Source organism: Paracoccus aerius, assembly GCF_014656455.1.
GTDB lineage: Bacteria > Pseudomonadota > Alphaproteobacteria > Rhodobacterales > Rhodobacteraceae > Paracoccus > Paracoccus aerius.
Genome location: NZ_BNCL01000005.1, coordinates 115,440 through 139,252, shown reverse-complemented (window position 1 = coordinate 139,252; position 23,813 = coordinate 115,440). Strand labels below are relative to the sequence as shown.

At 66.8% G+C, this 23,813-nt stretch carries 19 protein-coding genes and 1 other RNA gene; 3 read left to right on the top strand and 17 right to left on the bottom strand.

The window, feature by feature from the left end:
* Positions 1-7 precede the first annotated feature (7 nt).
* The 14 genes from IE224_RS08280 to IE224_RS08215 all read right to left on the bottom strand — a co-directional run bounded on the left by IE224_RS08280 (position 8) and on the right by IE224_RS08215 (position 16,454).
* The gene (locus tag IE224_RS08280; RefSeq protein ID WP_191309375.1) at positions 8-856 is read right to left on the bottom strand and encodes an outer membrane protein assembly factor BamD; all 849 of its coding nucleotides are present in this window, start codon (positions 854-856) and stop codon (positions 8-10) included.
* A gap of 155 nt (positions 857-1,011) precedes the next feature.
* Positions 1,012-1,941, bottom strand: a complete 930-nt coding sequence (lpxC, locus tag IE224_RS08275) for a UDP-3-O-acyl-N-acetylglucosamine deacetylase (protein WP_191309373.1) — start codon at positions 1,939-1,941, stop codon at positions 1,012-1,014.
* Between the two features lie 214 nt (positions 1,942-2,155).
* Positions 2,156-3,727 (bottom strand): cell division protein FtsZ, encoded by a 1,572-nt coding sequence (gene ftsZ, locus IE224_RS08270; protein WP_167622484.1) that lies wholly within the window; start codon positions 3,725-3,727, stop codon positions 2,156-2,158.
* 219 nt (positions 3,728-3,946) lie between these two features.
* A complete protein-coding gene (ftsA, locus tag IE224_RS08265) occupies positions 3,947-5,281 on the bottom strand; it encodes a cell division protein FtsA (RefSeq protein ID WP_191309371.1) in 1,335 nt (444 codons plus the stop codon).
* 4 nt (positions 5,282-5,285) lie between these two features.
* A complete protein-coding gene (locus tag IE224_RS08260; RefSeq protein WP_167622486.1) occupies positions 5,286-6,239 on the bottom strand; it encodes a cell division protein FtsQ/DivIB in 954 nt (317 codons plus the stop codon).
* The gene (locus IE224_RS08255; RefSeq protein WP_191309369.1) at positions 6,227-7,162 is read right to left on the bottom strand and encodes a D-alanine--D-alanine ligase; all 936 of its coding nucleotides are present in this window, start codon (positions 7,160-7,162) and stop codon (positions 6,227-6,229) included. The genes IE224_RS08260 and IE224_RS08255 overlap by 13 nt, the downstream gene beginning before the upstream one ends.
* A gap of 156 nt (positions 7,163-7,318) precedes the next feature.
* Complete coding sequence (murB, locus tag IE224_RS08250; RefSeq protein WP_191309367.1) at positions 7,319-8,260, bottom strand: UDP-N-acetylmuramate dehydrogenase; 942 nt, start codon at positions 8,258-8,260, stop codon at positions 7,319-7,321.
* 32 nt (positions 8,261-8,292) lie between these two features.
* Positions 8,293-8,781: a DUF421 domain-containing protein gene (locus tag IE224_RS08245; protein ID WP_191309365.1), complete on the bottom strand. Its 489-nt coding sequence runs from the start codon at positions 8,779-8,781 to the stop codon at positions 8,293-8,295.
* A gap of 58 nt (positions 8,782-8,839) precedes the next feature.
* Positions 8,840-9,097 (bottom strand): DUF2484 family protein, encoded by a 258-nt coding sequence (locus tag IE224_RS08240; RefSeq protein WP_167622490.1) that lies wholly within the window; start codon positions 9,095-9,097, stop codon positions 8,840-8,842.
* Positions 9,094-10,521: a UDP-N-acetylmuramate--L-alanine ligase gene (gene murC, locus IE224_RS08235; RefSeq protein WP_167622491.1), complete on the bottom strand. Its 1,428-nt coding sequence runs from the start codon at positions 10,519-10,521 to the stop codon at positions 9,094-9,096. Before murC ends, IE224_RS08240 begins: the two co-directional genes overlap by 4 nt.
* On the bottom strand, positions 10,518-11,618 hold the full coding sequence (locus tag IE224_RS08230; RefSeq protein WP_167622492.1) for a UDP-N-acetylglucosamine--N-acetylmuramyl-(pentapeptide) pyrophosphoryl-undecaprenol N-acetylglucosamine transferase: 1,101 nt from the start codon (positions 11,616-11,618) through the stop codon (positions 10,518-10,520). Before IE224_RS08230 ends, murC begins: the two co-directional genes overlap by 4 nt.
* The gene (gene ftsW / locus IE224_RS08225) at positions 11,618-12,781 is read right to left on the bottom strand and encodes a putative lipid II flippase FtsW (protein WP_167622493.1); all 1,164 of its coding nucleotides are present in this window, start codon (positions 12,779-12,781) and stop codon (positions 11,618-11,620) included. Before ftsW ends, IE224_RS08230 begins: the two co-directional genes overlap by 1 nt.
* A gap of 106 nt (positions 12,782-12,887) precedes the next feature.
* Positions 12,888-13,631: a cytochrome c biogenesis CcdA family protein gene (locus tag IE224_RS08220; RefSeq protein WP_191309363.1), complete on the bottom strand. Its 744-nt coding sequence runs from the start codon at positions 13,629-13,631 to the stop codon at positions 12,888-12,890.
* Between the two features lie 111 nt (positions 13,632-13,742).
* Positions 13,743-16,454: an Rne/Rng family ribonuclease gene (locus tag IE224_RS08215; protein WP_191309361.1), complete on the bottom strand. Its 2,712-nt coding sequence runs from the start codon at positions 16,452-16,454 to the stop codon at positions 13,743-13,745.
* 542 nt (positions 16,455-16,996) lie between these two features.
* Between IE224_RS08215 and IE224_RS08210 the strand changes: the two genes are divergently transcribed.
* Positions 16,997-17,893 carry an alpha/beta hydrolase family protein gene (locus IE224_RS08210; protein WP_191309359.1) on the top strand — a complete coding sequence of 299 codons (897 nt, stop codon included), beginning with the start codon at positions 16,997-16,999 and terminating at the stop codon, positions 17,891-17,893.
* On the opposite strand, the gene IE224_RS08205 is transcribed toward IE224_RS08210, so the two are convergent.
* From IE224_RS08205 to IE224_RS08195, 3 genes are all read right to left on the bottom strand, one after another.
* On the bottom strand, positions 17,846-18,673 hold the full coding sequence (locus IE224_RS08205; protein WP_191309357.1) for a glycosyltransferase family 25 protein: 828 nt from the start codon (positions 18,671-18,673) through the stop codon (positions 17,846-17,848). The two genes, IE224_RS08210 and IE224_RS08205, sit on opposite strands and share 48 nt — an antisense overlap.
* 1 nt (position 18,674) lies before the next feature.
* Positions 18,675-19,283 carry an inner membrane-spanning protein YciB gene (locus IE224_RS08200; protein ID WP_191309355.1) on the bottom strand — a complete coding sequence of 203 codons (609 nt, stop codon included), beginning with the start codon at positions 19,281-19,283 and terminating at the stop codon, positions 18,675-18,677.
* Positions 19,284-19,359: 76 nt separating this feature from the next.
* Entirely contained in the window at positions 19,360-20,346 is a 987-nt protein-coding gene (locus tag IE224_RS08195) for a DUF1223 domain-containing protein (RefSeq protein WP_191309353.1), read from the bottom strand.
* 239 nt (positions 20,347-20,585) lie between these two features.
* Here IE224_RS08195 and acnA point away from each other — a divergent pair, with 239 nt between their 5' ends.
* Positions 20,586-23,318 carry an aconitate hydratase AcnA gene (gene acnA / locus IE224_RS08190; protein ID WP_167622499.1) on the top strand — a complete coding sequence of 911 codons (2,733 nt, stop codon included), beginning with the start codon at positions 20,586-20,588 and terminating at the stop codon, positions 23,316-23,318.
* 113 nt (positions 23,319-23,431) lie between these two features.
* Positions 23,432-23,807: RNase P RNA component class A (rnpB, locus tag IE224_RS08185), an RNA gene on the top strand.
* Positions 23,808-23,813: the final 6 nt, after the last annotated feature.

Sequence of the window (23,813 nt, the reverse complement as noted above, 5' to 3'; positions counted from 1 at the left end):
CCCGCCTTTAAAGCCACCGCCCCTGGATCATCTGGCGATAGACATTCGTCAGCCAATTGTCGCCGCGCGCCTCGGGTTCCAGACCGCGACCGCGAAGCTGGCGATAGGCGTCCTGGTAGAAGGGCGAGGACTGGAAGTTATAGCCCAGGATCGCGCCAGCCGTCTGCGCCTCGTCCGTCAGACCAAGCGCCAGATAGGCCTCGACCAGCCGCAGCAGCGCCTCGGGCGTCTGGGTCGTGGTCTGGAACTCCTCGACCACGACGCGGAAGCGGTTGATGGATGCGGCATAGTGCCCGCGCTTGAGGTAATAGCGCCCGATCTCCATTTCCTTGGCCGCCAGATGGTCGAAGGCAAGATCGAACTTCAGGATGGCGCTGCGGGCATATTCGCTGTCGGGATATTGCTCGATGACGCTGCGGAGGGACTGCAATGCCTGGAAGGTCAGGCCTTGGTCGCGGCCCACCTCATCGATCTGGTCGTAATAGGACAGGGCCAACAGGTATTGCGCATAGGCCGCGTCCTCATCGCCCGGATAGGTGTCGATGAAGCGTTGCGCGGCACCCCGCGCCTCCTCATAGTTCTGGGCGCGGTGGTTGGAATAGGCCTGCATGATCAGCGCGCGCTTGGCCCATTCCGAATAGGGATAAAGCCGCTCGACCTCGCTGAAATAGAAGACCGCGTCCTCGGGCTTGCGGCTGTTCTCCAGCTCGAACTCGCCGCGCTTGTAGATTTCCTCGGCCGTGAAGCGGTCCAGGTTCTGCCTGTCCGCATCCGAGGATCCGGACCCAGAACAACCCGCAAGCACCAAGCAAAGAGCCGCCGCCATCGTGGAAGCCAAGATTTTCGAGCGCGCCATCTTCACCCTGCCTAAGACTTCTTCCTTGCAACCGACCCTTTGCGGCAGGGTTGCCCGGACCCTCTAGCACAGAACATCAGGGGGCGCAAAATGGCAATCCGTTGAATATCGTGCGGCTTTCGGCGCCCTGCCTGACGTAGCGGAAGGCCGCCCCTTCAGGCGGCCGCCCAAGCCGTCGCGGCCAGGTCATAGGCGGCGATTCCCGCGCCCGGCAACCGATCCTCAAGCGCGGGCGAACAGGTTTCCCAGGTCCAGGCGGCCGGATCCGCGAACAGCGCCCGCAGCAGCTTGTTGGTCATGGCATGACCCGCCCGATGCCCGGTATAGCGCGCCAGCAGCGGCGCCCCGGCAAGCGCCAGATCGCCCACCGCGTCCAGCATCTTGTGGCGCACGGCCTCGTCCGCATGGCGCAGGCCGCCCGGCGACAGGACGCGGGGGCCATCGACGACCACGGCGTTCAGGTAGGTGCCGCCCAAGGCCAGCCCGTTCCGGCGCATCGCATCCACATCGGCCTGGCGGCAGAAGGTGCGGCTGTCGGCCAGTTCGCGCAGAAAGGCGCCGTTGGCCATGTCCAGCCGCTTTTCCTGATGGCCGATGGCGGCATCGGTGAAGTCGATCTGGAAATCGATCTCAAGATGGTCGGCCGGGGTCAGCCGGGCAAAGGCGTCTCCCTCGCGGACCTCGACCGGGCGCAGCACGCGGATCGCCCGCAGGTCGGCCTGTTGCAGCGCGATCCCGGCGCGCAGGATGCCGCGGACGAAGGGCGCTGCCGATCCGTCCAGGATCGGGACCTCGGGACCGTCGACCTTGACCAGGGCATTGTGGATGCCAGTGCCTGCCAGGGCAGCCATCACATGCTCGACCGTGGAAAGGGTCGTGCCCTTTCCGTCGTCCATCAGCGTGCAAAGCTTCGACGGCCTCACGTGGTCCCAGCGAGCGGGAATGTCCACGGCAGGTGACAGGTCGGTGCGGCGGAAGACGATGCCGTGACCGGCAGGCGCGGGATGGAGCTCAAGCCGGGCGGGGGCCCCGGAATGCAGGCCCACACCTTGAAACGCAACCATCTTTTTCAACGTCGCCTGCATGACAACCAGCCTTCAACCAAATGCGACAGATAACCTTGTCGCTCAACGGATCACCTAGGCCCAAGGTGCCAAGCGTTCAATTAACGATTTGTAACGGCATGAAACATTCGGATGCACCCTTGCGGCAGGCCACGACAGGCCCGTCCAAAGATGTGATCGGCAAGAAAAAGGGCCGCCCAAGGCGGCCCTTTCCCGGATCGTCACGATGGAGGATTCAGTTCGCCTGGCGGCGCAGGAAGGCAGGGATTTCCACATTGTCCTGGGCCGAGTCGGGGCTGGCCAGATCGTCGAAATCGGTTTCCTGCTGGCGGGCACGAACCGCCACACGTTCGTTCACGCGTTCGGAAATCGAGGCTGCGGGGGGTTTCGCGCTGTGGTCGGCATGGCCTGCCATCCGCTCCAGCATCCGGCCAAGACCGGCCATGCGGCTTTGCGGGCGCGCGGGTTCCTGCGGCTGCGGTGCGGGGGCCTGCTGACGCTCACCCTTGTGCTCGACCGCGCGGCGCAGGCGCTCCAGCGTCTCGGGCGAGGCCTGGCCGCGCGAAGCGCCCTGGGGGGCGCGCGGCGCGATGAAGCCCGCGTCCTCCTTGACGTTCAGCATCGCCGGCTGGGCCGGTTCCTTGCGCTGATAGGCGGGGGCGGGCATGTCATCCTCGACCCGGGCGGCGGGTGCGGCGGGCTGGGTCAGCGGCGGGGCCACGCGGCGCGGCGGCAGGTCGTCCTGCTGGGCGGCGGGCTCGACCTTCTGGGACACGGCGGGGTTCTGGGTCAGCGGTTCGGCCATGCTGCGGCGGGGTGCGGGAACCTCGGCCACGCTTGCGGCCGCGTCGATGCCGGTTGCCACGACCGACACGCGGATCGAGCCGTCCATGTCCGGGTCCAGCGTCGATCCGACGATGATGTTGGCGTCGCTGTCGACCTTGTCGCGGATGACGTTCGCGGCCTCGTCCAGTTCGAACAGGGTCATGTCATAGCCGCCGGTGATGTTGATCAGCACGCCCTTGGCGCCGTTCAGGCTGACCTCGTCCAGCAGCGGGTTGGCGATGGCGCGTTCGGCGGCTTCCTGGGCGCGGTTCTCGCCCGAGGCTTCGCCGGTGCCCATCATCGCCTTGCCCATCTCGTCCATGACAGAACGCACGTCCGCGAAATCAAGGTTGATCAGGCCCGGCTTGACCATCAGGTCGGTCACGCCCTTGACGCCCTGATACAGCACGTCGTCGGCCATGGCGAAGGCTTCGGTGAAGGTGGTCTTTTCGTTGGCAATGCGGAACAGGTTCTGGTTGGGGATGATCAGCAGCGTGTCCACGACCTTGTGCAGGGCCTCGATCCCCTCGTCGGCCTGGCGCATCCGCTTGGTGCCCTCGAACTGGAAGGGCTTGGTCACGACGCCGACGGTCAGGATCCCCATCTCGCGCGCGGCCTGGGCGATGATCGGGGCAGCGCCGGTGCCGGTGCCGCCGCCCATGCCCGCCGTAATGAAGCACATATGCGCGCCCATCAGGTGATCAACGATATCCTCGATCGTTTCCTCGGCCGCCTTGGCGCCGATCACGGGCTTGGCGCCGGCGCCCAGGCCTTCGGTCACCTTCGGACCCATCTGGATGCGGTTGGTCGCGCGCGAGCTGGCAAGCGCCTGCGCGTCGGTGTTGGCCACCACGAACTCGACACCGTCGAGGTTCTTCTCGATCATGTTGTTGACCGCGTTGCCGCCCGCGCCGCCAACACCGAAGACGGTGATACGGGGCTTCAGCTCGTCTTCGTCGTTCATCATCAGATTGAGGTTCATGGTTCCGCCTGTTTTTGCTATGTCGACGGGTCCTGTCCTGCCGCCCGTCGAATCCCTCGTATCAGTTCCAATCCTAACGGCCGGCCGCCGCTGCGTCACTTAAAAAGAGGCCGCCCACCCCAAAATCTGGTGGTATTTGCTGGGGTTTTCGGCGGTATCTTGCCAATTCGGTTGAATGCGGTGCCCCGCCTTCAATCGACCCATAACGGCCCCATGCCCTCACCAGTTGTTCCTGAACCAGCGATAAGCGCGGCGCAGGCTGCGGGTCGGATAGCTGCTGGCGGGCATCTCGAAATCCCACCATTCGTCCTGCGGATGTGCCGCGAACAGCGCCAGGCCGACGGCGCTGGAAAAGCCGGGATCGGTGAATTGGTGCGCCAGCCCATCGATCCGCAAGGGCCGCCCGCAGCGGACGTTCGGACCCAGGATTCGGGCCGCCAGTCCGTCCAGACCGGGGATCTGGCTGCCCCCGCCCGTCAGCACGATCTGCTGGCTGGGCATGGCGTCAAAGCCCGCGGCATCAAGCACTTCGCGCACGCCTTCCAGAATCTCCTCGACGCGCGGACGCATGATCCCGATCAGGTCGGCGCGGCTGACCGACCGGCGGTCCGTGTCCCATTCGCCGCTGCCCGTGCCGATCTCCAACAGGTCGCGGTCGTCTCGACCGGTAGCCTCGAGGCCGCCGTTCAGGGTCTTCAGCCGCTCGGCCACGGGCAGCGGAATCCGCAACCCCTGGGCGATGTCCTGCGTGACAAGCTGGCCGCCGATGTTAACATTGTCGGCGAAGATCATGTGTTTCTTGATGAAAATCGAAACCCCGGTGCCGCCGCCGCCAAAATCGATGCAGGCTGCCCCCAGTTCCTGCTCATCCTCGACCAGCGAAGCCCGCGCCGACGCATAAGAGGCCGAGGCCACCCCCGCCAGTTCAAGGTCGCAGCGCCGGATGCATTGGATCAGGTTGCCGATAACGTCGCCATCGACCGTCAGCACATGCATGTCGCAGGACAGCCGATTGCCGACGTGATCGCGCGGATCACCCAGGCCGGTGCGGTTGTCGACGGCGAAATTGACGGGCTGGGCGTGCAGCACCTCGCGCCCGCGCCCGAAATCGGGCGCATCGCAGGCCGCCATCACCGACGCCACGTCATGATCATGGACCCGCCCAGCATCCAGGTTGATCTCGCCCGCAAGGCCATAGGACGAGGGACGCCCCCCTGAAAGGCAGGCGATGACGTGATCGACCCGCACGCCCGCGACCTTCTGGGCGGCGGCGACGACGGTGCGGATCGCGCGTTCGGTTTCGGCCATCACGTCGATCTCGCCCCGGCGCATCCCGCGCGATCGGGTCGAGGCCGCGCCGATCACGCGAAAATTCACCTGCCCCGCCATCGGCCCCACTCCGTCGGTCTCGCGGAAGGTGCCGGTGCCGTCGAAGCGCAGCACCAAGCAGGCGATCTTGGACGTGCCGATATCCAGGATGCCGATCACGCCGCGTTGCAGGGCCGCCCGGCGAATGTTCCGCATCGCCCGCTGCGTTTGATAAAGTTCCGCCATCGCCTCAGCCCCCCTTCTTTTCTTCTTCTTGAATGATCTTGCCGTCAGGCCCCAGCAGCGGCTCTCCACGCGCTTGCCGCAGGCTGTTGCGCGCATCGATGCCCAGCCGCATCACTGGTTGCGACGGATTGCGGAGGTCGATCGCCGCAATGTCGCGGCCCAGCAGATCCTGCGCGCGATCCAGGGCAATCGCTGCCTCAAGCGCGGTCAGCGCGCCCTGGGCGGGCAGCATGATCCGCTGGCCCTGATCCAGCACCAGATCCCAGCGGCGCTCTCCCCGGCGGACCAGGCCGCGGACGCGGGGCAGGATCGGCCCTGCCGCGTCGATCAGGGCCAAGGCCTCGGGGACTGCCATGTCGGCGCTTTCGCCCGCGATCAGCGGCAGGTCGGGGCGCACGTCGCGCGCGGTGACCGAGGCGACGCGGTGACCCGTCTTGTCCAGGATCTCGATCCCGCGGGCATGGCGCCACAGGATCGCCGGTTCGCGTTCCTTGACCACGGCCGACAGGATGCCCCCCGGCTTGATGCGCAGGTCCACGGATTCGATCACGTCCAGCTGCATCACCTGCAGGCGCAACGCCGTCAGGTCGATGTCGAAGCTGGAAGCCGGCAGTTCCACCGGCAACATGGCCCGCAATGCCTTGTCCACCACGGGCGAGGCACCTTCGACCATCATGGTGCGGACCTGGAACTCCTCGCGGCTTTGCACCTTGTGCATGACCTGCTGCACGCCGTCCGACAACAGGGCGCGCCGATCCTCGTCCGCAAGCCACAGGCCGGCGGTCATGGCGACCAAGAATGCCGGCACGCCGATGCGCAAGGTCCGCCGCCAGATCGGGCGCAGCCACATGCGTTCCAGCCGGTATTGCAGCCGCGTCGGCGCCGGGTCGCGCTTGACGCGGTCCCCCTGCGGCTGTGGCTGGGGGCGGTTCGGGCGATGGTCGATCACCTCGGGCATAGCGCGTCCTCGACCATCCAGCGCATCAGGTCGGGGAACCCGATCCCGGCATGGGCCGCCTGTTCGGGCGCAAGCGAGGTCGGCGTCATGCCCGGCTGCGTGTTCACCTCGAGCAGGATCAGGCCGTCCAGCCCGCGCGTGTCGTCCCAACGGAAGTCGGTGCGCGACAGGCCGCGGCAGCCAAGCGCCCGGTGCGCGCGAACCGCGTAGTCCAGGCAGGCTTGGGCGATCTGGGCCGGAATATCGGCGGGGATGATGTGGCGCGACCCGCCGACGGAATACTTGGCGGCGTAATCATACCAGCCCTCGGTCACGATCTCGGTGACGCCAAGGGCGCGGTCGCCCATCACGGCGGTCGTCAATTCGCGGCCGGGGGCATAGGCTTCGACCATGACATGCCGGGGCATGGTATCGGCCAGTTGCGGCGGCTGATTCGCGCCGTCATGGACGATATAGACGCCGACCGACGAACCCTCGTCATTGGGCTTGACCACATAGGGCGGCGTCAGGACGTGACGGGCGCGAACATCGGCCGCGCAGGCGATGACGCTTTCGACCACCGGCAAACCAGCCGCCCGCAGCGCATCCTTGGCCCGCGTCTTGTCCATCGCCAGGGCCGAGGCCAGCACGCCCGAATGGGTATAGGGCAGGTCCAGCCATTCCAGGATCCCCTGGACGCAGCCATCCTCGCCCCAGCGGCCGTGCAGGGCATTGAAGACCACGTCGCAGCGAAGACCGGCCAGGACAGCCACCAGATCGCCGCCCCGTTCAGGGCCAAGCTCGACCTCGATCACCTCATAGCCCGCCACCCGCAGCGCATTCGCGCATTCGCGCCCCGATGACAAAGACACCTCGCGTTCAGCCGAGGGTCCGCCCATCAGAACGGCTACGGTATGGGCTGTCCTGCTCGACCTGCCCGCCACGTTTCGCCTTTCGACCCGGTTGATCCCGGGATTTTCCTGTCCCCGCGCCGCCGGGTTCACCCCGATCTGCGCTTATGGAATCAGGATACCTGATGCACGGAAATCACAAAAGGAGATTTTTAGCTATCTGCCAAAGATTGTTGCGAAAATCGTTAATCAGCTTGCAGTTGCACCCGGCAGAAACTCGCCCACCCGGATCACCTCCCACTGCAGATCATGGCCGCTGTCCTCCATGACCCGGCGGCGGACCAGTTCGCCCAGGGCCTCAAGCTCGGCCGCGGTGGCGCCGCCGGTGTTCAGCAGGAAGTTCGGGTGCTTTTCCGACATCTGCGCCCCGCCCCAGCTGTGCCCGCGCAGGCCCGCGCGGTCGATCAGCGACCAGGCCTTGAGGTCGTGGACGTCATCCGCCCGTCCGGTCGAACTGAAGCCCGCCGGGTTGCGGAAGGTCGATCCGGCGCTGCGTTCCTTGGTGGGTTGGGTTTCGTCGCGCCTGGCCAATTGATCCGCCATCCTGGCGTGCAGCGCATCGGGCTGGCCTTCCGTGGGGCGGAACGTCGCCCCGGTAAGCACGCAGCCCTCGGGCAGCTCGGCATGGCGATAGGCAAAGCGCAGGTCATCCGGCGTCAGCACGATCTGCTCGCCATTACGAGCGACTGCGCGAGCCTCGACCAGGTGGTCGGCGACATAGCTGCCATAGCAACCCGCATTCATGCGGACCGCCCCGCCGATGCTGCCGGGGATCGTGCGCAGGAAGGTGAGGTCGCAACCCCCATCCGCCGCGCGTCGCGCGACATGGGCGTCAAGCGCCGCCGCGCCTGCGGTGACGCGGTCGCCTTCCACGGTAATGGCATTGAAGCCGCGCCCCAGACGGATCACCACGCCCCGGATGCCGCCGTCGCGCACGATCAGGTTGCTACCAACGCCAATCGGAAAGACCGGGATCGAAGGGTCCAGATCGCGCAGGAAATCGGCCAGGTCATCCTCGTCCGCGGGCTGGAACAGCCAATCGGCCGGGCCGCCGACGCGCAGCCAGGTCAGGCTGTCCAAGGGACGGTTGGGGGTCAGCGTGCCACGGGTGGGGGGAAGATCAGTCATCATGGCGGATGTGGTAGCCAGCGGGGCGGCCCCGGTCAACCATCGCCACCGTGGGCCAGTATGCTGAGGGATCCGTCGGTTTCCAGAACCACAGTGATGTCGCTGTTCAGTTCCGCATGTCCTGATTGGCGCATCGCGGCGCGGATTTCCTCCATCGTGACCCGTTGGCGCGTCAATGCGCCGGGGACCGGCTTGCCCTTGCTGATCAGCACCGTCGGTTCCGCCTTGATCAGATCCTGGAACTGGTCCGACCGGACGGACAGCCAGGTGATGACGTATTGCAGCCCGACCAGCAGGGCGAAGGCGGCCAACCCCTCGACCAGCGGGACCGAACGGTTCAGCAGGACGGTCGCAAGGGTCGAACCAAGGGCGACTGTCACGATCAGGTCGAAGGCGTTCATCTTGCTGAGCGTGCGCTTGCCCGACACGCGCAGCATCACCACCAGCCCGGCATAGGCCAGGGTGCCGACAAGGATGACCCTGCCAAGGCTGGCCCAGGTGTCGAAAAAGATTGGCTGATCCATTGCGTCCCGTTGGTCTGCCTGACAAGACCAACCGTCGGGGTTTGCGTGAGGTTCCCGGTCACTCGGCCGGCGGGGCGGCCCGCTTGCGGGCAGGGCGGCGCGGCGCCCGCAGAAGCACGGCGATGCCGGCGGCCAGGCCCGCGACGCCCGCCATGGGGCCGCCGTTCAGGGTCAGCCAGCCCAGGACGGGGATGCCGATCAGGATCAGCGCCCAGAAGGCACGGATACGGTGGCGCGGCTGCAAGCGCCGCTGCATGGTCGCCAGGACCAACCAGCCCAGCACCACCGCCACCGTGACAAGCCCCGCCTGCGTCACGCGGCCCGTCCTTGCAGCCGTTCCGGCAGCCCGTTCGCCCAGGTCGAGATCGTCCCCGCCCCCAGGCAGACCACCATGTCGCCGGGCCGGGCCTGTTCACGGACCAGCCGTTCCAGGTCGTTCTCGTCCAGGATGGCGCGGGCGTGGCGGTGGCCGTGGGCGATCAGGCCCGCCACCAAGTCGTCGCGGGTGGCGCCGGGAATCGGATCCTCGCCCGCGGCATAGACCTCGGCGATGGCGACCACGTCGGCCTCGTTGAAGCAGGTGCAGAAGTCGTCGAACAGGTTCGACAGGCGCGAATAGCGATGCGGCTGGTGGACGGCGATCACGCGGCCCTTGGTGGCCTGGCGCGCGGCCTTCAGCACGGCGGCGATCTCGACCGGGTGGTGGCCGTAATCGTCGATGATGGTGACACCGTTGATTTCGCCTACGCGGGTGAAGCGGCGGCCGACGCCGCCGAACTTGGCAAGCGCCTCGCGGATCTCGGCCTTCTTGATGCCCAGGTGCCGAGCGACAGCCACGGCGGCCAGGCAGTTCGAGACATTGTGGTCGCCCGGCATGGGCAGGGTGCAGCCCTCGATCATCTCGACATCGCCCGTCTCGGTCGGGCCTTCGCCCTGCAGCGCGATGTCGAAATGCGCGATGCCGTTTTCATAGCGCAGGTTCATCGCCCGCACATCCGCCTGGGCGTTGAAGCCGAAGGTCACGACGCGGCGGTCGGTCAGCTTGCCGACCAGGGCTTGGACCTCGGCATGGTCGGTGCAGCAGACGGCAAGGCCATAGAACGGGATGCCCGAGGCGAAGTTCAGGAAACCCTGGCGCAGCGCGTCGAAGCTGCCCCAGTGCTCCATATGCTCGGGGTCGATGTTGGTGACGATGGCGATGTCGGCGGGCAGGCGGTTGAAGCTGCCGTCGCTTTCGTCGGCCTCGACCACCATCCATTCGCCCGCGCCCGCCCGCGCGTTGGACCCATAGGCATGGATCACGCCCCCGTTGATGACAGTCGGGTCCAGCCCGCCAGCGTCCAGCAGGGTCGCGACCATCGTGGTCGTCGTGGTCTTGCCGTGGGTTCCGGCGATGGCGATGTTCGACTTCATCCGCATCAGTTCGGCCAGCATCTCGGCCCGGCGGACGACGGGCAGGCCGCGGCGGCGCGCCTCCTCAAGCTCGGGGTTGCCCTTTTTGATCGCGGTCGAGATGACGATAACACCCGCCTGGCCGATATTCTCGGCCCGCTGGCCTTCGAAGACGCGGGCGCCAAGGGTTTCGAGCCGGTCGGTGATCTTGGATTTCTTGGCGTCGCTGCCTTGGACGTCATAGCCCAGCGTCAGCAGCACCTCGGCAATGCCCGACATGCCGATGCCGCCGATTCCGATGAAGTGGATCGGCCCCAACTCGTGCGGCAGTTTGGTTGCGGCGTTCATCGGGCAATCTCCGTGACAAGGTCGTAAAGGCGCCGCGCCGCATCGGGCCGGGCAAGGGACAGCGCGGCGCTGGCCATCTGGCTGGCACGCGCGGGGTCATTCAGGATCGCGCGGATGTCGCGCGTCAGGCCGGGGACGTCAAGCACCGATTCCGGGTGGATCAGGGCGCCGCCCGCCTCGGCAAGGGCTTGGGCATTGGCGGTCTGGTGATCGCCTGCCGCCGCCGCAAAGGGGATCAGGATCGCGGGGCGCCCGATCACCGTGATGTCGGCCAGCGATGATGCGCCGGACCGGCTGATGACCAGTTGCGCCTGGGCAAGGCGTTCGGGAACGTCGGAAAAGAAGGGCTGGACCTCGGCCGCGACGCCTGCATCGGCATAGGCGGCGGTGACGCGGGCGGCGTCCTCGGCCCGGGCCTGGTGGCTGACGCGCAGACGGGCGCGCATGTCATCGGGCAAGGCCGCGATGGCGGCGGGCACCACGTCCGACAGCACCCGCGCGCCCTGGCTGCCGCCGATCACGAGGACGTGCAGCGCCCCCTGCCCCGGCGGCGCATAGGGGGCGGCGGCATGGTCCAGCACCGCCTGGCGGACGGGGTTGCCGGTATGGCTGGCGCTGACGCCTGCCGGCAGGGCGGTTGGCCAGGTGCCGCAGGCAATGCGGTGGACGCGGGACGCGAAGATGCTGTTGACGCGGCCCATGATGCCGTTCTGTTCGTGGATCATGCGCGGCAGGCCCAGCGTCAGGGCCGCCGACAGCGCCGGGATCGTGGGATAGCCGCCAAAGCCGATCACCACGGCGGGCCGGTCGCGGCGCAGTCTGGTCCGCGCGGCCGCGACTCCTGCGGCGATCTTCAGCGGCGCGGTCAGCTTGCCCAGCATCCCGCCGCGCGCCGTTGTGGCGGATTGCACGATGCTGCGTTCGACCGCATCGGGAAATCCGCTTGCATAGCGTGCGCCCCGGTCGTCGGTGGACAGCTTGACGCGCCAGCCTTCGGACAGCAGCAGTTCGGCCAGGGCCTGGGCGGGAAACATGTGGCCACCGGTCCCGCCGGCGGCGATCAGGGCCAAGGGGGCGGTCTTGAGGTCGCGCGGCATCAGCGGCCCCGACGCAGGATCTCGGCCAATTCGCCTTGCGGCCTTGTCCGGGTCAGCGCCAGCAGCATCCCGGCGGCGATGCCGGATGCGATGACGGATGACCCGCCATAGCTGACAAAGGGCAGCGTCATGCCCTTGGCGGGCAGCAGGCGCACGGCCACGCCCATGTTGATCAGCGCCTGCACGCCAAAGGCGCAGGCAAGGCCCGCCCCGGCGATGCGCGCAAAGGGATCGCGCTCGCGCAGCAGCCGCAAAAGCGATCGCACGACGATGGTGCAGTAAAGCGCGATCACCAGCAGCACCATGACGGTGCCGTATTCCTCGGCCGCGACGGCGATGATGAAGTCGGTATGCGCGTCGGGCAGCGACCACTTCACCGACCCCTCGCCCACGCCCACGCCGAAGAAGCCGCCGTCCTGGATGGCCTTGGTGGCATAGCCGATCTGCGTGCGGGGGTCGATCTCGGGCGACAGGAAGCCGTTGATGCGGCGGGCAAAGTGTTCCGACGCATTATAGGCGAAGATGCCCCCGCCGATCGCCAGCCCCGCCACGCCGACCAGCAGAACCATGGGCGCACCGGCGATGAAATACATCACCAGCCAGGAAAACAGCACAAGCGAGGCCTGCCCGAAGTCCGGCTGAAGCGCCAGCAGGATCACCACCACCATCGCGGTGATGAAGGAATACAGCCTGCCGGACGGCCCGCCGATGGATTGCGCGGCGGCCAGGAACCAGGCGCAGATGGCAACAAAGCCGGGCTTGAGAAACTCGGACGGCTGCATCGAGATCCCGGCGATGGACAGCCAGCGGGTCGCGCCCTTTCCGTGGTCCTCGCCGATGAAGGGCAGAAGCAGGATCAGCACGAATGCCGCCGCAAAGCCCATCACGCCGATCCGCCGGATCTGGCGCGGCGACATCATCGATATCACCAGCATGATGACAAGGGCCATGCCGCCAAACACCGCCTGGCGCTGGACATAGTAGAAGCGCGGCAGGTTGTTCTTTTCCGCCAGCGGCACCGAGGCCGCCAGTCCCAGAAGGATGCCGATCGCGAACAGGCCCAGGACGCAGGCCAGGGACCACTTGTCCAGCGTGCGCCACCAGCGCGGAAGAATCGGGTCGCCCGCCCGTACGGGCGTCGTGCCAAAGACCATCTCGGTCATGGGAAAACCGCCGTCACTGCCTCAGAGAAACGCCCGGTTTATCCGGGTCTGGCAGACAGCATAGCCTGATTTCAGACTCGGCGCTACTGGCGATTGCAAGGGTCGTTCAACCTAGCGTGGCAAGGGCAGGAAAGGTTTCAAGCAGCCAATAGGAAAAGGCCGAGAATGCCCCCGTCAGCAGCATCACGCCCACGACCAGCAGCAGCACCCCCATGGCCCGTTCGATCACGCGCAGCCAGGGCTTGATGCGGTTCATCACGCCCATGGCGCGGTTGACGAAGATCGCGGCCAGCAGGAAGGGGATGCCAAGCCCAAGCGCATAGACCGCCAGCAGCGCGGTGCCGCGCGACAACTCGCCCCCGGTCGCGGCCAGGGACAGGATCATGCCCAGTTGCGGACCGATGCAGGGGGTCCAGCCGAAGGCGAAGGCGAGGCCGAGGATATAGGCGCCGAAAGCCCCTCCGTCCTGCTTGCCGGCATTTATCCGCGCCTCGTGATCCAGGATCGGGATGCGGATCACATGCAGGAAGTGCAGGCCCATCACCACCACCATGACGCCTGCCGCCTTGGCCAGGTAATCCTGATATTGCAGGAATGCACGCCCAAAGGCCGAGGCCGCGAAACCCATGACCAGAAAGACCGTAGACAGGCCCATCACGAAGAACAGCGCGGGCAGCACGGCGCTGCGTTCCTGCGCTTTCAGGCCGTTCACCCCAACGCCGGTCATGTAGGCCAGATAGGGCGGCACGATCGGCAGCACGCAGGGCGACAGGAAGGACAGGATGCCGGCCAGCAACGCCACAAGGGCGGCAGGCAGGAAGGCGGCGGTGACAAGGTCGATTCCCAACATGGCCCGCAGTCTAGCGCCTGGCGCGGCCGGGGCCATGGGTCATGGCGTCACGCCTTTGTGCGAAGGGCGCGGTTTCCCGCGCCCTTCCTGCCGGATCAGCATACTGTCGGATTAGCCCTTGCTGGACCACCAGCCGCGGCGCTTGGGACGCCCGCTTTCCGCCTCGGCCATTTCGGGCTCGGGTTCGGCAGGCTGCATCGATTGCCCAGGCTGCCCGGGCTGCTGTTCGACTGCGGGGGCCGGTTGGGACAGGTCGGGCTGGGCGGGTTCGACCACGGGCTCGGGCTGTGCCACCGCTTCAGGTGCCGCCAGATCCGCGGCCTCGACCTCTGCGGTTGCCGCTTCCTCGGCCGCCACGACATCACCGGGCAGGAAGGCGTCCGGCTGCGGCTCGGGTTCGGCGGCTTGCGGCTTGGCAGCTTGCGGTTCGGCCTGCGGTTCCAAAGCGATCTCGGACAGCGGGACGATCTCGCCCTCCTCGGCCGGGTCGCGGCGGGCGTTCAGACCCGGCAGCGATTCGGCGGGCTCGGCCGATTGGTCGTGCAGGTCCACGACCTCGGGCAGGCCCTCGGCCTGGGGTAGATCGCCGCCCCGACGGCGGTTGCGCGAACGGGAACGGCGGCGGCGGCCGTTCCGGTCGGTCTCGCCTTCGGCGCCATTGGCCTCTTCGTCGGTATCGGCGTCGGTGTCGGAACCTTGCGCGGCGTCGGCCGAACCGGCCTGGGCATCGCCTGCGGCTTCCTCGGCCTCGTCGCCCGTCTCGGCGGACTCACCTTCGGGGCGGTCGCCCGACTTCCGCCGACGGCGGCGACGACGGCGGCGGCCGCGTCCCTCGGCGTCATCCTCGGCCGATGCGCCTTCGGTCGGTTCTGCAGCTTCGACCTCGGCTTCGGCTTCCGCCTCGACTTCCTCGGCCAGATCCACGTCCTCGTCGTCGATCTGCGCCATCAGGTCGGCGTCGACCGACAGGACCGAGGCCGAGACCTCGGGGACGGCGCGGGTCGCGGTCTTGAACTTCTCGATCGCGAAATCGGGCGAGATCAGCGACGGATCAGCTTCAAGCCGAACCGACAGGCCATAGCGCGCCTCGATGCCCGCAATATGCTCGCGCTTCTGGTTGATGAGATAGTTGATCACCGCCACGGGCGCCTTGACCAGCACCTCGCGCGACCGCTTGCGGGTGCCTTCTTCCTCGATGGCGCGCAGGATGGTCAGCGCCAGGCTGTCGTCGGACCGGATCAGGCCGGTGCCGTGGCAATGGGCGCAGGGCTGCGTGGTCGATTCCAACATCCCCGGCCGCAGGCGCTGGCGCGACATCTCCATCAGGCCGAAGCCCGAGATGCGGCCCATCTGGATCCGCGCGCGGTCGGATTTCAGCTTGTCCTTCATCCGCTTCTCGACAGCGGCGTTGTTGCGCCGTTCCTCCATATCGATGAAGTCGATGACGATCAGGCCCGCGAGGTCGCGCAGGCGCAACTGGCGCGCCACCTCGTCGGCGGCCTCCAGGTTGGTCTTGAGCGCCGTTTCCTCGATCGAGCCTTCCTTGGTGGCCCGGCCCGAGTTCACGTCGATGGCCACAAGGGCCTCGGTCACGCCGATGACGATATAGCCGCCCGATTTCAGCTGCACGACCGGGTTGAACATCCCCGTTAGGTAGCTTTCCACCTGGTAGCGCGCGAACAGCGGCATCTGGTCGGTATATTGCTGGACGGCCCGGGCATGGGTCGGCATGATCATCTTCATGAAGTCCTTGGCGACGCGATAGCCGCGCTCGCCCTCGACCAGGACCTCGTCGATTTCCGAATTGTACAGGTCGCGGATGGTCCGCTTGATCAGATCGCCTTCCTCATAGATCGGGGCGGGGGCCACCGACTTGAAGGTCAGGTCGCGGATCTGTTCCCACAGGCGCAGCAGGTATTCGTAGTCGCGGCGGATTTCCGTCCGGGTCCGCTGGCTGCCCGCCGTGCGGATGATCAGGCCCGCGCCCTTGGGCACGTCCAGTTCGGACGCAATGTCCTTCAGCTTCTTGCGGTCCGCGACATTGGTGATCTTGCGGCTGATGCCGCCGCCGCGCGCCGTGTTGGGCATCAGGACGCAATAGCGGCCCGGCAGCGACAGATAGGTGGTCAGCGCGGCGCCCTTGTTGCCGCGCTCCTCCTTGACGACCTGGACCAGCATGATCTGCCGGACCTTGATCACCTCCTGGATCTTGTAGCGGCGGGCGCGGGGCTTGCGGGGCGCACGGACTTCCTCGGCCACGTCCTCGTCGGCGACCGATTCGATCTCTTCGTCCTTGTCCGAGGCCGAGGATTCAGAGCCGGCTTCCTCGCCTTCATCCTCGTTCCGGGTCGCATTGTCCTGGTCCGCGTCCGCGCCATCGTCCGGGGCGGCGCTGGCGCTCTCGTCCTCGACCGCCTCGGGGGCTTCGCCGTCCTCGACCTCGGCGCTGACGGTCTCGTCGCCCGTCTCGGCCTTCTGGGCGCGGGCATGGCGGCGCTTGGCACGGGCGGCGTCCTCGGCCTCCTGGGCCTCGGCATAGGCGCGTTCCTCGGCGATCAGCGCCTCGCGGTCGGCGGCCGGGATCTGGTAGTAATCCGGGTGGATTTCCGCAAATGCCAGGAAGCCGTGCCGGTTTCCTCCGTAATCCACAAAGGCCGCCTGAAGCGAGGGTTCGACCCGCGTGATCTTGGCCAGGTAGATGTTGCCCGAGATCTGGCGCTTGTTTACAGTCTCGAAATCAAATTCTTCGACCTTGGTTCCGTCCACCACGACCACCCGAGTTTCCTCGGCATGGGTGGCGTCGATCAGCATTTTCTTTGCCATGTTCAAATCTTTCGCGCAGCCAAGGGCCGGGCGGCGCCAACGGCACCCCCAAGCGACGGCTGCGATGTGATGGGGACGCGGGCGCGGCTGGGGCAACGGGGACGGAACGGAAAAGGCAGCACGCCCCCCCGTTCCGATCCTGACCGTCCCTTGCGCGCGTCATCGCGTCTGTTCCTTACGGTTGGCGCGTGGCTGTCGGGCCGGGCGCGCCGCTGTCTGGTTTCGCCCGGTCGCACGGTGATGCGCCACGGGCGGGCTTTCCGCGTGACACATGCCGCCTTCCGTGAATCCGGTGCCAGAGGTGCCGCGCTGCGAAACTGGAAGCGCCCACAACCCGCGATTGAAGGTCGCATGACGCATAAGGGCAACATAGAGGCGGAGGGCAGGAAAATTCAATGGTGAAAACGGCCTGCGGGGGATTACGCGGCTTTCAGCCTGCCTTTGCACCACCTGCGCACCGTGCGTCACGCAGGCTTAACGCTTCTTTCACGCCCCTGTCGCACCCTGGGTCCATGCCTGCGGGCACGGGAAAGGGGGCCGTCATGCCGGTGGTCAAGATCGATGCGGATCGCGCTGAGCCAGGGGAACTGGCGCAGCTTGCCCGCGCCTTGCCCGGACATGCGCCGCTGATCGTGATGATCCACGGATATCGCTATTCGCCGTCCGTTCCCCATTGCGATCCGCACCGGCACATCCTGTCCCTGGACCCTGATCCGTCGCAACGCCGGGTGCTGTCCTGGCCCCGCGCGCTTGGCTTTGGCGGCGGCGACCCGGACGAGGGGCTGGCCGTCGCGCTTGGCTGGGAAGCGCGCGGGATGCTGGGGCAGGCCTATGCCCGCGCTGGCCAGGTGGGCCGGGGGGTCGGGGCGCTTGTGTCGGACCTTGCCGACCGTGCCGGCCGGCCCGTCGCGCTGATCGGGCATTCGCTGGGTGCGCGGGTGGCCCTGCAGGCGCTGCGTCACGCAGATCAGGGCAGCATCGGCCGCGTCGTCCTGCTGGCGGGGGCCGAATTCCGCGACACGGCCGCAGCCGCCCTGGAAACCCCCGCCGGGCGAAGGGCCGAGGTGCTGAACATCACCTCGCGCGAGAATGACCTGTTCGACTTCGCGATGGAGCTTTGGCTGGACGGGGGCCGCAGGCAGGCGCTTGGCTTGGGTCTGGACCAACCGGCCTCGAACTGGCTTGACGTGCAGATCGACGACCGCGACACGCTGGCCGCGCTTGACCGGCTGGGCTTCCCGGCCGAGCGTCCGGCCCAGCGGCTGTCGCACTGGTCGCCCTATCTGCGCCACGGGCTGTTCGACTTCTATCGGACGGCCATGGCCCAGCCTTGGGCGCTTCCCTTGTCGCTGTTGCGCGCCAGGCTGCCGGGCCGCGCGCAGCCGCGATGGTCACGTTTGCTGGCCGCGCCCTCGCAACTGGGCGGGGTCAAGGCTTGACCGCCGCCGCGCCGCAACCAGTCGCACCCCCCGACATGCCACCCGCGACAATTCCAGCCAGGCCCGATAGGGCAGCACCGTCGCATAGCGCCAGCGGGGCAGCTTGTAGGCCAGGCGCTTGTCCTGGATCTGCGTGGGGTGATCCGACGCCTGGCTTGCGGGCAAGGGGTGAACGAAGCAGGCCCGCAACCCGGCCAAGTATTCCAGGTCGAAGGCAATATCGAAGGCCAGCCGCATCGGGATCAAATCGTTGACAATCCATTCCGCCGCACGGCGATCGATCACATAGGCCCCCGCCCCCTTTTCGCGCGTCAGGGTCAGGGCCAGCGACCGGCCATTGCCCAGGTCGCGCACCGGGAACCGCCGTCCCCGGTTGACCGTCGTCAGCCGCAGCAGGTTCCACAGGTCGCGCTGCATCGCAGCCCGGTCCAGCGTGTCGAGGAAATCCGGCTCGAAGGACACGTCGTCTTCAAGGATCAGGGCCAGATCCGCGTCACCTTGCAGAAAGGCGCGCGCAGCGGCCACGTGGCTGAGATAGCAGCCGATCTCGGCGGGCGATGTGCGCCGGCCGTGCAGCAGCCGATAGCTCCGTTCGCAGAATTCGGGGATCGGGTAGGTCAGGGCGCGCCCGTCGACGCCCGTGATGCGGCGAAACGGAAGGTTCGCGCGGGCAAGCTTGTGCTCCATCGCCGCAAGGCGTTCGGACGCGCCGTCCATGTTGATCAGGAAAACGGCCAGCCGCACCTGGCTGACCGGCAACACCAGCGATTCGCCGGACATCCTATCCGCCGGCCTTGTCGTTGGGATCAGGCAAGGCATGGGCCCGGTAAAGGCCGGCATTCGCCATCAGGAACACGAAGATCACCAGGGGCATCCCGAAGGTCTTGAAATACACCCAAGCGGTTTCCGACATGCCGCGCCAGACCACCTCGTTGGCGACGGCCAGCCCCAGGAACAGCAGCGCCATGCGCATCGTCAGCTTGCGCCAGCCTTCGGCATCCATCGGCAGGGCTTCGGACAGGACGGCCTGCAGCCAGTTGCGGCGGGCCAGGTAGCTGAAGCCCAGCAGGCCCGCGAACAGCAGATAGATGATCGTGGGCTTGATCTTGAAGAAGCGTGGATCGTTCAGCCAGACGGACAGGCCGCCGAAGACCACCACCAGCACAAGCGTCGCGATCTGCATCGGCGCCAGCTTGCCCGTCAGCCGCCAGCGGACCAGCGTGGCCAGGGCAAGCGCGGGAATGAAGACAAGCGTGGCAAAGACCAGCGGCGTGTAGGACTGGCCCCACAGCGCGACATCGCCGCCGCGATTCAGCATGAAGACGCCGAAGAACAGCAGCAGCGGCCCCCATTCCAGCACTTGCAGCACCCAGGCCTTGGGTTCCTTCATCGCATCATCCCTTTCCGGTCGCGTGATGGCGATCTTGTCCCGCATCGCGGGCGGGCGGGCAAGCCCCGGCCTTTCGTCAATCAAGCCGGACCGCCGCCAGGATCGGGCCCGGCATGTCTTCGTCATCTTCCTTCTGAACCAGCAAGGCATGGCGGGTATCGGCAGGGAAGCTGTCATCGGCGGTCTTCGCTGGACTGACAGTGACGCGCAGGGCGGCATGGCCGTCCCATTCCGCCAGCCGGTCCAGCGACAGGACGACATTGGTATAGGTGATCACCTTGCCGCGGTTTTCACCGGCGGTCATGCGGACCTCTCGCCGGGGGGCGTAACGGACCATCAGGATCTCGACCGTTCCGCCCAGATCGGACAGGGGCATCAGTTCGATCACCTCGCCCCGGGGGGTGGTGTCGCGCTGAACGCTGACCATCGCGGGCGACAGGCGGCTGGCGTCGATCAGGGCCGTCAGTTGCGCCGGTCCCAGCGAGACGGCGGTGTCCTGCCCGTCCACGATGATCTGCGGCGTGTAGACGGACCGTTCGCCCGCGGCATGGGCATAGCGTTCCTGCCGCGCCGTGAATTCGGGCCGCGCAAAGCTGTCGGCCCAGCCCAGGTAATCCCAATAGTCCACGTGAAAGGACAGCGGCAGGATATCGGGCGCATCGGCCAGCCCCGCCAGCATGGCATCGGCGGGCGGACAGGACGAACAGCCCTGCGAGGTGAACAGTTCGACCACCACGGGCGTCGCATGAAGGCCAAGACGCTCCAGCGGCGGCGGGGCGGCGGCGGGATCGCCCGCGGCAAAGCTGTTGAAGCCCCCCATGTCCGACGACAGATGCGAGGACGAGGCCGAAGGCGCCATCCGGGCGGGTTCGCGGGGTGCGGCGATGATCGGCGTTCCGCCGGCTTCGGAAGTTGCCGGCCCGGACCCGGCCAAGGCGGGCAATCCTTCCGCGGCCGGTCCTTCCGGCTGCGCCCAGGCAAAGCCGCCCAGCGTCATCGTCAGGCCGCACAGGGCCGCGCCAAGCAAGGTTCTGGATTGTCTGGCTGCCGCTCCAGTGGACATTCCGGCTTCCGATGCGTGATTGAACTGCCCCTTGCATAGCCCCCTGCCCGCGCGGTGAACAAATCAAGGCTTCGTTAAGGGACAGCCGAACCGGTGCCCGTGCCTCTTGAGCAACAGCGGCAAGTATGGTATGCGATTGCATACAATTTGGCCTGCGGCATCTTGCGCAGCCCGGCAGCATCGGGCAAAGCAGGGCCACGCAAGCCCGACCCATCCATTTCGCAGACAGGGAGGCCCCCATGCCCATCCAGATCGGAACCGATACCGCCAAGACGCGCCGCAAGCTTTCGGCGGGCGGCAAGGAATATGCCTATTACTCGATCGCCGCCGCCACCGAGGCCGGGCTTGGCGATTTCTCGAAGCTGCCTGCCTCGCTGAAGGTCGTGCTGGAAAACCTGCTGCGCTTCGAAGATGCCGGCTTTTCCGTGTCTGTCGATGACATCAAGGCCTTCGGCGAATGGGCCAGCCTTGGCGGCAAGAACCCGCGCGAGATCAACTATCGCCCCGCCCGCGTGCTGATGCAGGACTTCACCGGCGTTCCCGCCGTGGTGGATCTGGCCGCGATGCGCGACGGCATCATCGGGCTGGGTGGCAATGCCCAGAAGATCAACCCGCTGAACCCGGTGGACCTGGTCATCGACCATTCGGTGATGATCGACGAATTCGGCAATCCGCGCGCCTTCCAGATGAACGTGGATCTGGAATACGAACGCAACATCGAACGCTACCAGTTCCTGAAATGGGGCCAGAACGCGTTCCAGAACTTCCGCGTGGTGCCGCCCGGAACCGGCATCTGCCACCAGGTGAACCTGGAATACCTGGCCCAGACCGTCTGGACCGACACCGACCAGAACGGTGATCTGGTCGCCTATCCCGACACGCTGGTGGGCACCGACAGCCACACCACCATGGTCAACGGCCTGGCGGTCCTGGGCTGGGGCGTCGGCGGGATCGAGGCCGAGGCCGCGATGCTGGGCCAGCCCGTGTCCATGCTGATCCCCGAGGTCGTGGGCTTCAAGCTGACCGGCAAGATGGTCGAAGGCACCACCGCCACCGACCTGGTGCTGAAGGTCGTGGCGATGCTGCGCAAGCACGGGGTCGTGGGCAAGTTCGTCGAATTCTACGGCGAAGGCCTGGACAACCTGCCGCTGGCCGACCGCGCGACCATCGCGAACATGGCCCCTGAGTATGGCGCCACCTGCGGCTTCTTCCCCATCGACGACGAAACGCTGCGCTATCTGCGCAACACCGGCCGCGAGGAAGACCGCATCGCCCTGGTCGAGACCTATGCCAAGGAAAACGGCTTCTGGCGCGGCGCGGATTACGCTCCGGTCTATTCCTCGACGCTGGAACTGGACATGGGCACCATCGTGCCGGCGATTTCCGGTCCGAAGCGCCCGCAGGATTACCTGCCGCTGACGGAATCCGCGCAGACCTTTGCCAAGCTGGTGTCGGACTATCGCAGCGGCGGCGTCCCCGCGGAGGAAGGCGACGTCCTGACCCGCGCCGACGCCCGCCGCGTCGTCGCGGTGGAAGGCCAGGACTACACGATCACCGACGGGTCCGTCGTGATCGCGGCGATCACAAGCTGCACCAACACCTCGAACCCCTATGTGATGATCGGGGCCGGGCTGGTCGCCCGCAAGGCGCGCCAGCTGGGCCTGAACCGCAAGCCCTGGGTCAAGACCTCGCTGGCGCCCGGTTCGCAGGTCGTGGGCGAATATCTGGAAGCGGCGGGGCTGCAGGAGGATCTGGACGCCCTGGGCTTCAACCTGGTGGGCTATGGCTGCACCACCTGCATCGGCAACTCGGGGCCGCTGGGCGATCCGGCGATCAGCAAGGCGATCCACGACAACGACCTGGTGGCGACCGCCGTTCTGTCCGGCAACCGCAACTTCGAAGGGCGCATCAGCCCCGACGTGCGCGCGAACTTCCTGGCCTCGCCCCCGCTGGTGGTGGCCTATGCCATCGCGGGCGACCTGAACGTGGATCTGACCAAGGATCCGATCGGGCAGACCCCGGAAGGCCGCGACGTCTATCTGAAGGACATCTGGCCCACCAACCAGGAGATCGCCGACCTGGTCCATGCGACGGTGACGCGCGAGGCGTTCCAATCGAAATATGCGGACGTGTTCAAGGGCGACGAACGCTGGCAGGCGGTCGATGTCACGGACAGCGAAACCTATGACTGGCCGCCGACTTCGACCTATATCCAGAACCCGCCCTACTTCCAGGGAATGCCCAAGGAAGCAGGCGTGATCAGCAACATCGACGGCGCGCGCGTCCTGGCGATCCTGGGCGACATGATCACCACCGACCACATCAGCCCCGCCGGCTCGTTCAAGCCGACCACGCCTGCTGGCCAATACCTGATCGAACGGCAGGTCGCGCCGCGTGATTTCAACAGCTACGGCTCTCGCCGCGGCAACCACGAGATCATGATGCGCGGCACCTTCGCCAATATCCGCATCAAGAACGAGATGCTGGACGGGGTCGAGGGCGGCTTCACCAAGGGTCCGGACGGGCAGCAGACGACGATCTTCGACGCCTCGATGGCCTATCAGGATGCCGGCACGCCCCTGGTGATCTTCGGCGGCATCGAATACGGCGCCGGCTCCAGCCGTGACTGGGCAGCCAAGGGCACGAACCTGCTGGGCGTCAAGGCGGTCATCGCGGAATCCTTCGAGCGTATCCACCGCTCGAACCTGGTCGGCATGGGCGTCGTCCCGTTCGAGTTCCTGCCGGGCGAGAACCGCAAGACCCTGGGCCTGAAGGGCGACGAGACCGTGTCGATCCACGGCCTTGCGGGGGACTTCAAGCCGCTGTCGCTGGTGCCCTGCACCATCACCTATGCCGACGGCACGGTGAAGGAAATCCAGCTCAAGGCCCGCGTCGATACCGAGGTCGAGATCGAATACCTCAAGAACGGCGGCGTGCTGCATTACGTGCTGCGCAACCTTGCCAAGGGCTGATCCGCATCGCCGCAACGGTGCGTGCAAGCACGCACCCTACCCCCCGCCCCTGCCGCCCTGCGGCGGGGGTTTTTCGTTGACGCGCGTCCCCATCCCCGCCATATCCGCCTGGCGCGGAGGGCTGGATGACCGCGGCGGTGCGCCGTCGAGGAAAGTCCGGACTCCATGAGGCGACGGTGCCGGGTAACGCCCGGCGGGGGCAACCCCAGGGAAAGCGCCACAGAGAACAGACCGCCCATGTCCGCATGGGCAAGGGTGAAACGGTGGGGTAAGAGCCCACCGGGGGCCTGGCAACAGGCCCCGCATGGCAAGCCCCACCGGGAGCAATGCCGAATAGGGACCGCGCGCGGGGGCAACCCCGCAGGGCCGCCTTGCCCCAGCAGGTCCGGGTAGGCAGCTTGATCCGGCGGGCAACCGCCGGGCCAGAGGAATGGTCATCCAGCCGCCAATGGCGGTGGACAGAATCCGGCTTACAGGCCCTCCGCGCAATCTGGC

Excerpts from the sequence above, each read along its gene's own strand:
- murB (WP_191309367.1), bottom strand. The coding sequence starts at position 8,260 with ATGATGACTGATCTTCCCCCCACCCGTGGCACGCTGACCCCCAACCGT.
- IE224_RS08230 (WP_167622492.1), bottom strand. The coding sequence starts at position 11,618 with ATGCCGCGCGACCTCAAGACCGCCCCCTTGGCCCTGATCGCCGCCGGC.
- IE224_RS08280 (WP_191309375.1), bottom strand. The coding sequence starts at position 856 with ATGGCGCGCTCGAAAATCTTGGCTTCCACGATGGCGGCGGCTCTTTGC.
- IE224_RS08260 (WP_167622486.1), bottom strand. The coding sequence starts at position 6,239 with ATGCCCGAGGTGATCGACCATCGCCCGAACCGCCCCCAGCCACAGCCG.
- IE224_RS08210 (WP_191309359.1), top strand. The coding sequence starts at position 16,997 with ATGCCGGTGGTCAAGATCGATGCGGATCGCGCTGAGCCAGGGGAACTG.
- IE224_RS08195 (WP_191309353.1), bottom strand. The coding sequence starts at position 20,346 with ATGTCCACTGGAGCGGCAGCCAGACAATCCAGAACCTTGCTTGGCGCG.
- lpxC (WP_191309373.1), bottom strand. The coding sequence starts at position 1,941 with ATGCAGGCGACGTTGAAAAAGATGGTTGCGTTTCAAGGTGTGGGCCTG.
- ftsA (WP_191309371.1), bottom strand. The coding sequence starts at position 5,281 with ATGGCGGAACTTTATCAAACGCAGCGGGCGATGCGGAACATTCGCCGG.
- IE224_RS08220 (WP_191309363.1), bottom strand. The coding sequence starts at position 13,631 with ATGTTGGGAATCGACCTTGTCACCGCCGCCTTCCTGCCTGCCGCCCTT.
- murC (WP_167622491.1), bottom strand. The coding sequence starts at position 10,521 with ATGAACGCCGCAACCAAACTGCCGCACGAGTTGGGGCCGATCCACTTC.
- IE224_RS08200 (WP_191309355.1), bottom strand. The coding sequence starts at position 19,283 with ATGAAGGAACCCAAGGCCTGGGTGCTGCAAGTGCTGGAATGGGGGCCG.
- acnA (WP_167622499.1), top strand. The coding sequence starts at position 20,586 with ATGCCCATCCAGATCGGAACCGATACCGCCAAGACGCGCCGCAAGCTT.
- ftsZ (WP_167622484.1), bottom strand. The coding sequence starts at position 3,727 with ATGAACCTCAATCTGATGATGAACGACGAAGACGAGCTGAAGCCCCGT.
- IE224_RS08215 (WP_191309361.1), bottom strand. The coding sequence starts at position 16,454 with ATGGCAAAGAAAATGCTGATCGACGCCACCCATGCCGAGGAAACTCGG.
- IE224_RS08205 (WP_191309357.1), bottom strand. The coding sequence starts at position 18,673 with ATGTCCGGCGAATCGCTGGTGTTGCCGGTCAGCCAGGTGCGGCTGGCC.
- IE224_RS08245 (WP_191309365.1), bottom strand. The coding sequence starts at position 8,781 with ATGGATCAGCCAATCTTTTTCGACACCTGGGCCAGCCTTGGCAGGGTC.
- ftsW (WP_167622493.1), bottom strand. The coding sequence starts at position 12,781 with ATGACCGAGATGGTCTTTGGCACGACGCCCGTACGGGCGGGCGACCCG.